This window comes from Massilia sp. IC2-477, from assembly GCF_020707265.1.
Lineage (GTDB): Bacteria > Pseudomonadota > Gammaproteobacteria > Burkholderiales > Burkholderiaceae_D > Telluria.
On the sequence record NZ_JAJFEQ010000003.1, the window covers coordinates 80,055 to 92,041 of the forward strand.

At 67.2% G+C, this 11,987-nt stretch carries 9 protein-coding genes; 3 read left to right on the forward strand and 6 right to left on the reverse strand.

All coding sequences use genetic code 11. The features are described from left to right. Nucleotides 1–92: 92 nt before the first annotated feature. Nucleotides 93–1,394, forward strand: a complete 1,302-nt coding sequence (locus tag LK542_RS06570; protein WP_227811270.1) for an NAD(P)/FAD-dependent oxidoreductase — start codon at nucleotides 93–95, stop codon at nucleotides 1,392–1,394. Between the two features lie 151 nt (nucleotides 1,395–1,545). Here the strand turns inward: LK542_RS06570 and LK542_RS06575 are convergent, their stop codons facing one another. Beyond that, nucleotides 1,546–2,283: a sensor histidine kinase gene (locus LK542_RS06575; protein WP_227811271.1), complete on the reverse strand. Its 738-nt coding sequence runs from the start codon at nucleotides 2,281–2,283 to the stop codon at nucleotides 1,546–1,548. A 198-nt stretch (nucleotides 2,284–2,481) separates the two neighbouring features. On the opposite strand from LK542_RS06575, the gene LK542_RS06580 reads away from it, so the two are divergent. Continuing rightward, entirely contained in the window at nucleotides 2,482–2,937 is a 456-nt protein-coding gene (locus tag LK542_RS06580; protein ID WP_227801011.1) for a hemerythrin domain-containing protein, read from the forward strand. A 16-nt stretch (nucleotides 2,938–2,953) separates the two neighbouring features. On the opposite strand, the gene LK542_RS06585 is transcribed toward LK542_RS06580, so the two are convergent. Next, nucleotides 2,954–4,582, reverse strand: a complete 1,629-nt coding sequence (locus LK542_RS06585) for a response regulator (protein ID WP_227801012.1) — start codon at nucleotides 4,580–4,582, stop codon at nucleotides 2,954–2,956. Nucleotides 4,583–4,931: 349 nt separating this feature from the next. On the opposite strand from LK542_RS06585, the gene LK542_RS06590 reads away from it, so the two are divergent. Next, complete coding sequence (locus LK542_RS06590) at nucleotides 4,932–5,294, forward strand: hypothetical protein (protein ID WP_373889535.1); 363 nt, start codon at nucleotides 4,932–4,934, stop codon at nucleotides 5,292–5,294. 284 nt (nucleotides 5,295–5,578) lie between these two features. On the opposite strand, the gene LK542_RS06595 is transcribed toward LK542_RS06590, so the two are convergent. The 4 genes from LK542_RS06595 to LK542_RS06610 form a co-directional block, all read right to left on the reverse strand. Continuing rightward, nucleotides 5,579–6,580: a diguanylate cyclase domain-containing protein gene (locus LK542_RS06595; protein ID WP_227801014.1), complete on the reverse strand. Its 1,002-nt coding sequence runs from the start codon at nucleotides 6,578–6,580 to the stop codon at nucleotides 5,579–5,581. Nucleotides 6,581–6,711: 131 nt separating this feature from the next. Continuing rightward, a complete protein-coding gene (locus tag LK542_RS06600; RefSeq protein ID WP_227811272.1) occupies nucleotides 6,712–9,750 on the reverse strand; it encodes an ATP-binding protein in 3,039 nt (1,012 codons plus the stop codon). Next, nucleotides 9,747–10,802 carry a 5-methyltetrahydropteroyltriglutamate--homocysteine methyltransferase gene (locus tag LK542_RS06605; RefSeq protein ID WP_227811273.1) on the reverse strand — a complete coding sequence of 352 codons (1,056 nt, stop codon included), beginning with the start codon at nucleotides 10,800–10,802 and terminating at the stop codon, nucleotides 9,747–9,749. The genes LK542_RS06600 and LK542_RS06605 overlap by 4 nt, the downstream gene beginning before the upstream one ends. 100 nt (nucleotides 10,803–10,902) lie before the next feature. Continuing rightward, complete coding sequence (locus tag LK542_RS06610; RefSeq protein ID WP_227811274.1) at nucleotides 10,903–11,739, reverse strand: response regulator; 837 nt, start codon at nucleotides 11,737–11,739, stop codon at nucleotides 10,903–10,905. Between the last annotated feature and the right edge of the window lie 248 nt (nucleotides 11,740–11,987).

Here is an 11,987-nt window from a genome sequence, read left to right on the forward strand (position 1 = left end):
TGGCGCGCCGCGCCCGCAACGAATGCGTAGTAAGATTGCCACATCGCCCATGTGCTGGCATTGCCGGACGGGCGCCATGAGAGGAGCTTACTTTGCGTAGCGAATTCGTGATCGTGGGTGGCGGTGCGGGCGGCCTGGAACTGGCCTGCAAACTGGGCCGCAAGCTGGGCCCGTCGAAGGTTACGCTGGTGGACAGCCGGCTGTACCACATCTGGAAGCCCTCCTTGCACGAGGTCGCGGCCGGCACCCTGGACATCCACCAGGAAGGCCTGTCCTACCAGATGCTGGCGCACGACAACGGCTTCAACTTCGTATTCGGACCGATGACCGCCCTGGATGCGGCTTCGAAGACCGTCACGGTCGGCGCGATCGTCGCCGCCACCGACAACGACGAGGTGCTCCCCGAGCGCCGCATCCGCTACGACGCGCTGATGCTGGCGATCGGCAGCACCTCGAATTACTTCGGCGTGCCGGGCGCGCAGGAAAACACCATCTCCCTGAACGCCACCGAGGACGCCGAGCGCTTCCGCCTGCGCATGCTGCGCCTGATGCTGGCGGCCGAGCAGGACCATGAAGAAGGCAAGGGCGGTGGCCTGGACGTGGTGATCATTGGCGGCGGCGCCACCGGCGTGGAGCTGGCGGCCGAACTGCGCGAGGCCTCCGGCGCCTATGTCACCTACGGGTTCGACCAGCTCGACGTCAAGCGCGACGTGCGCATCACCATCCTGGAAGGGGCGCCGCGCGTGCTGGCCCCGCTGCCGGAAAAGGTATCCGCCGCCGCCAACGAGCTGCTGGGCAAGCGCGGCATCCGGGTCGTGACCGACTGCCGCGTGACGCAGATCGAGCGCGACCGGGTGGTCGACAAGGACGGCAACGTGTACCCGGCCAATCTGTGCGTGTGGGCGGCGGGCATCAAGGCGCCCGACCTGCTGGCTTCACTGGGCCTGCCGACCGCGAAGGGCGGCCAGGTCGAGGTCGACCCGCACCTGCGCGTGAAGGGCATGGACGACATCTATGCCTTGGGCGACTGCGCCGCCTGCGTCGACGGCAATGGCAACGCCGTGCCGCCGCGCGCGCAGGCCGCGCACCAGCAGGCCGACTACCTGGTGACCACCTTCCTGCGCCGTTCCAAGGGCCATGCGCCGCAAGAGCGGCCCTACGAATACCGCGACTATGGCTCGCTGGTGTCGGTGGGGCGCTCGACCAGCGTCGGCAGCCTGATGGGCTCGCTACGCGGGGCCAGCTGGTTCGTGCAGGGGACGATGGCGCGGCTGATGTATACGAGTCTGCATCTGATGCACCACCGGGCGGTGCTCGGCACCATGCGCACCGGCGTGCTGGCGCTGGCGCGCTTCCTGGTGCGGCGGGCGACGCCGCTGGTCAAGCTGCATTGAGTAGGGTGGGCGGCTATGCCGCCCACGCAGTAGAGCGGCATCCGATCTGCTGGAACTTCTGTTCTTGCGCTAACTATCACCGCGTGGGCGTTCGTAGTGCAGGCCACTGGCCTGCACTACCCCGCCCACCCTACGATACTAATCGCGGGAATCAGGCGACCGGCACCTGCCTCGGCAGCGTCATGCGCAGCACGGCGCCGCCGCTCTCGCCGGCGCCGAGCTGCAAACTACCGCCCAGGAAACGGGCGCGTTCGCGCAACAGGCGCAGGCCGTGGCAGCTGGTCGACTCCAGCACCTTGTCGTCGTTCGGGAAGCCGGTGCCGTTGTCGCGGATGGTCAGCATCACCTGGTCGCCGTCATCGTCCAGGATCACGTCGACCTCGGTCGCCTGCGCATGGGCGGCGACGTTGCGCAGGCCCTCTTCGACGCAGCGCAGCAGCACCACGCCCTGGGTGCGGGTATAGCTGCCGTCTTCGTCCGGCAGGCTGGTGCGCGCCTTGATGTTGTTGGCGGCGGCAAAGCCCGGCACCAGCTCGGCCAGCGCGGCCTTCAGGCCGAGGAACTCGAGCTTGTCGTTCCACAGCTCGAGCTGCATCTTGCGGTTGGTCTCGATGATGTTGGCGAGCAGCCCCTTCATCTGCGCGCTGCGGTCGCGCATGGCCTGGTTCTCGGCCGGGATGTGCTGGGTCAGCAGCGCCAGGTGCATGGTCAGGGCCGTCATCGACGAGCCCAGGCTGTCATGGAGCTGGCGCGCCAGCAGGCGGCGCTCCTCGTCCCAGCAGGCGGCGAGGTAGCCCAGCATCTCGGTGAGTTCAGCGGTGCGGTCCGCGCCCGGCGCTGCAGAGGCGGCAGCGGCCGGGCCGGACTGCGGATGTGCCGGTTCGGTCATCGTAGGCTCGGTTAAATGTTTCCCAAATCATACAACAGTTGGCTCGCGGGCGGCGCGAGCGCAGTGCTGCATTGTACCGGGGGAGGGGACGGAAACAGCGTGCGGTGCCGTACAGTCGGCCCGGCTGTTTCGGGCGAAGCTTGGGGCGTGGCAGATGCCACTTTATTAATAGTTGGGCTCAACAACGGGGGTATTACAATGACGAACGCTACCAAACCGCAGGATGCCATCACGCTGCTGACCGCGCAGCACCGCGAAGTGCACGCGATGTTCGAGAAGTTCGAGAACATGACCGACCGCGCCAAGGTCAGCAAGAAGAAGCTTGCCGACGAAATCTGCCAGGCCCTGATCATGCACACCACGATCGAGGAAGAAATCCTGTATCCGGCGGTCCGCGAAGCAACCGAGGAAACCGAAGACATGGTCGACGAGGCTGTGGTCGAGCACGCTTCGGCCAAGGACCTGATCGCCCAGATCCAGGAAATGGACCCGGGCGACGACCTGTACGACGCCAAGGTCAAGGTCCTCGGCGAGCTGGTCGACCACCACGTCGAGGAAGAAGAAGAGGAAATGTTCCCGAAGATGAAGGAACTGAAGCTGGACCTGCAGGCGCTGGGTCAGGAAATGGCGGCGCGCGCCGCCGAACTGCAGTAATCCTGTTGGCGGCCGGTCAGGCCGCGTCCGCAGCCGGTTGCAGCGCGGCCGGCGCCAGCGCCTCCAGCAACTGGTCCATGCCGACCGGCTTGACCAGGTGCTGGTCGAAACCGGCTTCCAGCACGCGGCGCTGGTCTTCGGCGAGGCCATAGCCGGTCAGGGCGATCAGCCGGATGCCGTTGGTGGCCGGATCGCGCCGCAGGCGGCGCGCCACTTCGTAGCCATCGATGCCGGGCAGGCCGATGTCCACCAGCGCCGCCGCCGGACGGCCGGCCAGCGCCGCCGCCACGCCCTGCAGGCCGTCGGCCGCGGTCGATACCGGGAAGCCGTGGGCGGCCAGCATGGTCGCCATCATTTCGCGTCCATCTTCATTGTCTTCGATCAGGAGCACCGACGGCTTGCCGCTGTTGTCGCCCAGGCTCTGCTGCGGCGCCGTGCTGGCGCTGACCGCTTCGGTACGCGGCAGGCGGATCGTGAAGGTGCTGCCGTTGCCGCTGCCTTCGCTGGCTGCGCTGACGCTGCCGCCATGCAGCTCGACCAGGCGCCGCACCAGCGACAGGCCGATGCCGAGGCCACCCTGCGAGCGGTCGATCGAAATCGCGCCCTGCACGAACACATCGAACACGTGGGGCAGCAGCTCGGCCGGGATGCCGACCCCGCTGTCGCGCACCGTCAGCACCACGTCCTCGCCGGCTTGCGCCAGGTTGATGTCGATGCTGCCGCCGGCCGGCGTGTACTTGATCGCGTTGTCGAGCAGGTTGGAAGTGATCTGTTCCAGCCGGGTCGGGTCGCCGTCGACCCAGCCCGGGGCGAGGTCGACGCTGAAGCGGTAGCCGGCGGTGCGGCCGGTGGCGCGGAAGGTTTCCAGGCAGCCGGACACCAGGTTGGACAGGTCGGTCGGTTTGCGCGCCAGCAGGATTTTGCCGGACATGGCGCGCGACAGGTCGAGGAGGTCGTCGACAATGCGCGACAGGTGCTGGCTCTGGCGCTGGATGATCTGCTTGGCGCGCGTGACGGTCTCGGCGTTTGCGCCGGTCATGCCGATCAGCGAGGAGGCGCTGCTGATGGCCGACAGCGGATTGCGCAGCTCGTGGCCGAGCATGGCCAGGAATTCGTCCTTGGCGTGGCTCTTGCGTTCGGCGTCGCGCCGTTCTTCCATCTCGCGTACGAGACGGCGGTTGGTCGCGGTCAGTTCGGTGGTGCGCTGCGACAGCTTTTCGGCCTGGCGCTTGAGCTGTTCGTTCTTCATGGCCAGGGCCACGAACACCGACACCTTGGCGTGCAGGATCTGCGGGATCACCGGGGTGAACAGGAAATCCGCCGCGCCGCGCTGGTAAGCCTTGAGGCGATCGATTTCGTCCGCCAGGAAGGCGGTCACGAAGATGATCGGGATGTCGGCCGAGCGGGCGCGCTGGTGGATCGCCTCGGCAGTCTCGAAGCCGTCCATGCCCGGCATGTTCACGTCGAGCAGGATCACGGCGAAATCGTGGAGCAGGACCTGGCGCAGCGCTTCCTGGCCGGAGCGGGCCGAATGCACCGTGTAGTTGCTCTCATCTGCCCACTGGTCGAGAAGGCTCGTCAGCGCAAGCAGGCTGGCGGCGTCATCGTTGACGACCAGGATTTTGGGTTTGTCTGTGTGTTCCACGATCGTGTGTAGTGCTTTCGCTAAAAGGTTTTACCTTCAGGAAAGAATCATACCAAAGCAAAGTGTTACGTAAAAGGAACAGCTGTAATAACAAACAATGATATCACGAGCAACTAAAGTGCAAACCGGCAAATCTCAATCGTGCGCTATGACGGTGTACGTTGCCGCACATACGGGGAGCGCCGCTTGTGCGATAGTCAACCCGTCCAGTTTTCAACCGACTCGGATCGAGGACGGGGCTGCCTACATGAAAGGACACACAATGAATATCGACTCTATCGTAAATCAAGATTATCGCGGTAAATCGCTTACTGAGCTCGTCAATTCGCCGCTGAGCGCCCTGAATGGTGTGAGCGAACAACAGGCGAACGCCTTCGCCGCTGCCGGCGTGCGCACCATTGGCGACCTTGCCAATATGCAGATCGTCAACTACGCCATCGCCATCAAGGCCCTGTCCAGCTGCGAAAGCGCTTCCAGCAAGGAGCAGGCCGAAGAAGCGCTGATGGACGACGCCGTGGAAATGACTTTCCCGGCCAGCGACCCGGTCGCGGTCCAGTCCAGCATCACGCGCATCGAAGTGGCGCCGGACAAGGTCGACGCCAGCCGCGACCACCAGCATGCGCAGGCCATGGAAGCGCACAACGAAGAGCTGCTGCGCTCGGCCGAGCCGTCGACGCGCTACATGCAGAAGGACGAGGGCGGGAATCGCTGATCTCCGGCGCTTTTTAGCCTGAAGACGGGCCATCGGTGGCGGGAGCTGCCGGTGGCCTGTTTGTTTTGGCGGAGTAATTGGAATCTAGCGGGATGCGACGAAAATTAGGTTCCGGCCTTCGCCGGAACGACGTGCTGAGGCAGTGAGCTAGAGCCCCGCGATTGATTAGTTTGCTGAAAAACCGTCATGCGCGCCACTGGCGCCCATGACTCCCGGCGAAGGCCGAAATGATGCCACTGGCATCATTTCGTCCAAGTTCGTGTGAGCAGCCAAACAGACGCCGTTCACCGATGCGGCGCCATCTCCACCGCGGGCGCCGGAGTCGGCGCGGCCGGCATCTTGGCGCCCGACTGGCGGTTGGCTGCCGGCGAGCAGAAGCGGTTCTTGCCGGCGCGCTTGGCTTCGTACAGGGCGTAGTCGGCGATGCTGATCAGGGCGTCCACCGATTCGGCGTCGTCCGGGTAGATGCTGATGCCGATCGAGGTCGACAGGCGCAGGGTCAGGTCATTGATGAAGTAGGGCTCGGACAGCGCTTCGACCAGCTTGGCGGCCGGGCCCTGGGCGTCGGCCAGGCTGTGAATGTCGCCCAGCACCACCATGAATTCGTCGCCGCCGAGGCGCGCTACCGTGTCTTCCTTGCGCGAACTGGCCAGCAGGCGCTGCGACACCATCTTGAGGATGTCGTCGCCGTAGGCGTGGCCATAGGTGTCGTTGATCGCCTTGAAGCCATCCAGGTCGAGATACATGATCGCGGCCTTTGCGTGGCTGCGGTTGGCGTGCTGCAGGGCGGTCTCGATGCGGTCCTCCAGCAGGCGCCGGTTGGGCAGGCCGGTGAGGGCGTCGTGCAGGGCCAGTTCCTGCTGCGCGCGGCTGTACTGTGCCAGTTCCTTGTAGAGCAGGCGCACTTCCAGCATGTTGTGGATGCGCTTGTGCACTTCGAGCAGGTCGAAGGGCTTGCTGATGAAGTCGCGGGCGCCGGCTTCCAGCGCGGCGATCTTGAAGCTGGGCTGGGCCGTCAGGGCCAGCACTGGCAGGTAGCCGCCCTGTTCGATTTCCTTCAGGCCCTTCATGACCTGGAAGCCGTTCAGGCCGGGCATCTGCAGGTCGAGCAGGATCAGGTCATAGTTGTGCTCGCGATGCAGCGGGCATACCTGTTCCGGCAGCATCGTCGAACTGACGCAGGTGTAGCCTTCCTCGCGCAATATCTCTTCCATCAGCTCGATATTGTCGGGCGAGTCGTCGACCACCAGGATCTTTGCGTTCAAAATGTCTTGTCTGCTCGGCATGCTCGTTCTCTTCTATGCTGTCGGGTTATGTGTTCCATTTCCTTTTGGAATGGACTCATCCCATCACTTCATAGTCTAACAAACCTCATAAAATTTCTTGTAGGACAGCGCCGCGTGTCCGGGTAGGATCATTATCGACCATGGACGCGATTGCCGCCATTGACCAATTGTGCAGGCGGGGCGGCCACCGACGCCACCGCCGCAATCAGTTCGCCCGGCTCCACCGGCTTCGAAATATGGGTCGAAAATCCGGCCTCCAGCGCCTTCAACCGGTCTTCCGGGCGCGCGAACGCGGTCAGGGCGATGGCCGGCAGCTGGCCGCCCTGTTCGCGCGGCAGGGCGCGCACCCAGCCGATCAGTTCGAAGCCGTCGACCTCGGGCATGCCCAGGTCGCTGATCAGGACGTGCGGACGGTCGGCGCGCAGGGCGTCGAAGGCTTCGCGCGCGCTCGCCGCGATGCGCACGCGCGCATGGCAGTCGGTCAGGATACGCGCGATCAGCTCGCGGCCGTCGCGCGCGTCGTCCACCACCAGCACCGTCATCCCGGTCAGGTCGCCCGCCGCGGCATCCGGCGCCCCGGCTGCATCGTGCGTCGGCGCGGGCGCGGGCGCGCCGCTGCCCGGGCGGTTGGCGCTTGCCGGCGCCTCGACCGCCGGCAGCTCGATCGTGAAACTGGAGCCCAGGCCTTCGCCGGGACTCTCGGCGCGCACCGTGCCGCCGTGCTGCTCGACCAGGTGCTTGACGATCGACAGCCCCAGGCCCAGGCCGCCGTGGCGGCGCGTCATCGAGGCGTCTTCCTGGCGGAAGCGTTCGAACACGTGGGTGATGAATTCGGGGCGGATGCCGGCGCCGGTGTCGCGCACCGTGACCGCCACCACCTTGCCGCCCTCGGCCTCGCGCTCGCCCACTTCGACGGTCACGCTGCCGTCGCGCGGCGTGAACTTGATGGCGTTCGACAGCAGGTTCCAGATCACCTGCTGCAGGCGGCCGCTGTCGCCCGCCACCAGCGCGCCGGGTGCGCCATAGCGCTTCTCGATGGCGATGTGCTTGGCGTCGGCCGCCGGGCGCACGGTCTCGATGGCGGCGTCGATGAAGCTGGCTGGTGCGATCGTCTGCATGTCGAGCAGCACCTTGCCGGAGGTGATGCGGCTCATGTCGAGCAGGTCTTCGATCAGCTGGGCCTGGGCGCGCGCATTGCGCTCGATGGTCTGCAGGCCGCGCTGCAGGTCGGCGCCGTCGCGGCTGCCGCGGCGCAGCACCTGCGACCAGCCGAGGATGGCCGACAGCGGGGTGCGCAGCTCGTGCGACAGGGTGGCCAGGAACTCGTCCTTCATCTGGCTGCTGCGCTCGGCCTCGGCGCGCGCCTCGCGCTCGTTCTCGAGCAGCAGCTTGCGTTCCTCGGCGGCGCGGCGGGTAGCGTCGTACAGGCGCACGTTGTCGACCGCGATCGCGGCCTGGGCGGCGATGCCGCGCACGATGCGCTCGCTGCGCTCGGTGAACATGCCCGGCTCGGGATGGCCGAAGAACAGGGTGCCGAGCAGTTCGCCGGAGCGTGGCGCCACCGGCACCGCCATATAGCTGCGGATGCCGGCGGGGGCGGCGCCGAAATGCCAGGCTTCGCCTGACAGCTCGGCGTCGGCGGCGAGATCGTCCACCCGCACCAAGTCCTGGCGCCGCAGCGCCGGCGGGAACAGGGCGGAGGCAGTCGCCGGGTCCAGGCTTTCGCTGCCGGCGGCCATCGAGAACAGGGTCGCGGCGCCGTCCTGGCCGTAGTGGATGAAGGCGCCATGACGGGCGCCGCTGACGCCGGCCGCCGCTTCGGTCGCGGCGCGCAGCAGGGTCGGCAGGTCGCGGGTCGAGGCCAGCTCGCTGCCGGTATTGTTCAGCAGCTCCAGCACGTGCGACTCGTCGCGCAGCGCCTGCTCGACGCGCTTGACCTGGTCGACGTCGGTATTGGTGCCGAACCAGCGCACCACGCGACCCTCGGGATCGCGCACCGCGCTCACCCGGGTCAGGAACCAGCGGTAGCTGCCGTCGGCGCCGCGCAGCGGGAATTCCATCTCGAAGGCCGCGCCGTCGTGGATGGTGGCCTTCCAGCGCGCCATCACAGTGGACAGCACGCCAGGATCGATGACCTGCTGCCACCCCCAGCCGACGCTCTGCTCGGGCGTGCGTCCGGTGTACGCGTACCAGCGGTCGTTGAACCAGACGATGCCGCCGTCGGTGCCGGCCATCCAGGCCAGCTGGGGAATCGTGTTGGCCAGCGCGCGCAGCAGCTCCTCGCTTTGGCGCAAGGTCGCTTCCGCGCCCTTGCGGTCGCTGATGTCCTGCACCACGCCGGTCATCCCGACCAGGGTGTCGCTGCCCTTGCGCTCGGCGTAGTCGGGGCGCCCGACCAGCGCCACCCAGCGTGCGCCCGCATGGGGGCCGCTGTCGGGCGGGCAGACCCGGCATTCGATGTTCAGGTCGGCGCGCGCCTTGAAGGCCTTGAGCACCGCGCGCCGCACCTGGATGCGGTGTTCGGGATGCAGGCGCACGCGCAGCTGCGGCCAGGGCAGCGGGGTCTCGGCCGGCAGTCCGAAGATCCCGGCCGCGCGCGGGCCCAGGATCACGCGGTCGAGCGCGGCATCCCAGCGCCAGTCGCCCAGGCGTCCGGCGGCCAGCGCCACCTGCAGGCGGTTGTTGTTCTCGACCAGGGCCTGCTGGTCGAGCTTGCGCTGGGTGATGTCCTGGAAGTAGAGCGTGAGGCCGTCGGGCGAAGGGTGCAGGCGCATCTCGAGCCAGCACTGCAGGCGCACATAATAGAAGTCGCGCACCACGGTCTCGCGCAGCTCCATGGCGCGCCGGCAGTCGGCCGCCACCGAGGTGCCGTGCAGGTCCTCGAACTCTTCCCACAGATTCCTGCCGAGCAGGCCGGCGCGGCTCTTGTCGAGCGCGGCGATCATGTCGAGCGCGCGCCCGTTGATATAGGTGATGCGCCAGTCGCGGTCGACCGCGCAGAAGCCGTCGGACAGGCTTTCGAGCATGTTTTCCATGCGCTCGCTGGCGCGCCGCAGGGCGTCCTGGGCGGCCATCAGCTCTTCCTCGGCGCGCTGGCGCGCGGCCAGCACGCTCTGGGCGTTGCGCAGGGCGGCGGTACGCATCATCTCGAGCTCGTGTTCCTCGCTCATGCGGCCCCCTGCAGCAGTGCGGCGGCCAGGCGCGTGCCTTCCACCCGCGCGCGCACCTTGGCAAACGCGGTGGCGCGACTGAGGCTGTCGTCATCGAAGAAGGGCGCGAAACCGGCGTCGTCGGTGGTGCCGAGGCGTCCCGGCTCGAGGTAGCGCGAGGCCAGCAGCACCCGGTCGCGCACCTGCTGGGCGCTCTCCACGCGCGCATCGCGCGGGTCGGTGACGCCGACGAACACGCGCTGGCCGGGGCGCGCATAGTCGCGCGCGATGCGCAGCACGCGCTCGGGATCGGGCTGCCCGGCCATGGCGATATAGAAGCTGCCGGCGCGGATCTCGAACAGGGTCGGCAGCAGGTCCGCGTAGTCGACGTCGCCGCCGCCCACGCCGGCAGGCGACACGTGCAGGCCGATCAGCGCGCGCTCGGCATCGGAGAAGCGGCCCAGGGCCATGTTGTTGAGGTGGACGAAGCTGGCCAGCAGGGCGCCGCTGGGGTCGAGCCGCATCGCCAGCGGCCCTTCGGCAAAATCGACCTGCACCTTGTGCGCGCCCGCCTCCAGGCAGCGCCGGATCTCGGTCTCGTGTTCGCGCACCAGGTCTTCCAGGAACTGCTCGCGCGGGTAGCCGGGCAAGCCCTCGGGCGGATACATGAGCGACAGGGCGGAGGGCGAGATGACGGCCTGCTTGAGCGGCCGGGTGGCGTGCCGTTGCGCCGCGCGCAGGAAGCCGTCGGCATGGCGGGCGTAGCCGAAGGGCCCATGGGTCAGGCGCGGCATGCGGTGCTGGCGGCCGCCGGCGCCGACCGGCAGCGGAATGTGGAAACCGTCCGGCGCCGTGTTGGCGCAGCCGTGCACCGGGTAGCACCAGAAGTTATCGAGCTTGCCCTGTTCGCCGTCGCTGATGACGGGCGATCCACTGGCTTCGAAGGCGGCGATGGTGGCGCGCACCGCCGCGTCGAGCAGGGGCGCGAGCGCGTCCGGCCCGGCGCCGCCGCGGATCGCGGCGACCAGCTCGGGCGGACGGGGAATGCTGCCGATCGGTTCAGTCGGTATCATCAATGCTGGCATGGATGGGGACCGCAGGCGCACGACGGCCCCGGACCTGGTACGGCCCATTGTAGCCCAGCCGGAGCGCAACGGCACAGGGGCACCAGCCTCACCTGGCGGGCGCCGGCTGGCGCGCCACCTTGGCCAGGGCATCCTGGAGCTGGTCCAGCTCGTAGGGTTTCTGGAGCGACAGATAGGGGAACTCGAGGTGGCGCAGCAGCGAGTCGCCGTAGCCGGAGGCAAAGATCACCTTCAGGCCCGGGTTGCCGGCAAGCGCCTGGCGCGCCAGGTCGACGCCCGACATGCCGGGCAGGCTGACGTCCGAGAACAGCACGTGGTAGCGCCCCTTGGCCAGCAGTTCGAGGGCGTCGTCCGGATGCGCCACGCCGTCCGCTTCGTGGCCGAAGGCCTTGAGCATCTCGCACACCAGGTACTGGGAATCGAGGTTGTCCTCGACCACCAGGATGCGCATGGCGGCGTCGGGCGTGTCCGGTTCCGCGGCAGCCGCGACGCCCGCCGGCGGCGCCAGCAGGACATGCACGCCAGCCACGCCGCCGCCGCCGTCCGCCAGCGGCGTAAGAATCAGGTCGCAGCGGTGTTCCTGCGGGCCGTCCGCATGGCGGAAGGACAGCACGGCGCCTGCCACCACGCCCGGCTGGCCCGCCCATGCCGCCTGCAGCGCCGCACCCGCGTTCGACAGCGGCGGCGGCAGCACAGAAGGCACCGAGCCGCCCGGAACCCGGCCGCAGCCCAGGCCGGCCAGACCGGCATACGCTTCGTTGAAGACCAGGATCGTTTCACGTCCCCACACGAGCAGCGTCGGCAGGGGAGAATTGAGCAGCAGGTCGGCGGCCACCCGCAGGGGCAGGGGCCAGCGCGCCGGGTCGCCCAGGCTGCTTCCCGTCCAGTCGTAGGAAGCAGCGGTGCGCGGATCGTGTTCAGGCATGGGCAAAGTGTTGTAGGAACGAAAACATGGCGGCCATGCTACACCAAAAGCCGCCTTACCGCCGTCTCGATCCGTGCGCGATACCTTGCCGCGAAACGGGCAAAAAAAAAGCCCGCTTCAGGGAAGCGGGCTGAATCTATTTCCTTGGAGGAGAATAGAGGAGACAGGAAGGATGATGCTGCATTGCCGCAAATTAGTCCAATTTATATTTCTAATGACTGCCATCAAGAATATTGATGAGTTAGATT